Annotated in this window: 1 protein-coding gene; it reads left to right on the forward strand. The window is 52.0% G+C overall.

Going from position 1 to position 641, the window contains the following annotated elements; genetic code table 11:
* Positions 1-641, forward strand: a 641-nt coding sequence (locus D187_RS56530; protein ID WP_162159744.1) for a hypothetical protein, incomplete at both ends; no start/stop codon positions are given.

Raw genomic sequence — 641 nt, forward strand, 5'->3', positions numbered from 1 at the left:
AAGGGATAGCGAACTTCAAGCTAGATGGACAGCATTGGTTCGAACTTGAAAAGATCGAGCTCGCTCTGAAGGACTTCTACGCAGCGACCATGCTTGCGGAAGGAAACAAGACATCCCTCGCTGATTGGTTTTCGACGCTGGACTGTCTTCTTCGTGAGATCAACGAGACCAAGGACCACTATCATGACATCCACAAGGCGGACGACGGTAACTTTGCGTGGGAATATCTGCAGGGTTGTGCAGATGCTGCGTGGTCAAAGTGTGAAGAGTACTACAGCAACCGACAACGGAATTGGCAACATCGATTTCCCGAAGATGCTGACCTTCCGCCAGCGTACTACGCAGCTCAAATACTCGATCCATATCGAAAGTGGGCATGGTTCAGGCAAGAGTGGGTTCTTCAGGGCGATGAAGAAAGACAGAAGTGGTACGATCGCGCACAGCTGGCGGTAAAGGAGCTCTGGGAGACAGAGTATAAGGGAAGGTCCTCTGTCGAGATGCTGTTGCCACCAGTCAGGAAGGAGAGAGACCCAGACCCAGCATTTGATCGGCAGAGGGAACATAAGCGCATTCGTATGGATGGCCCGGCCGCTGCCACAGATTTGTATGAGCAGTATATCTCGACTGATCGACTGCACGAC

Source organism: Cystobacter fuscus DSM 2262 (genome assembly GCF_000335475.2).
Lineage (GTDB): Bacteria > Myxococcota > Myxococcia > Myxococcales > Myxococcaceae > Cystobacter > Cystobacter fuscus.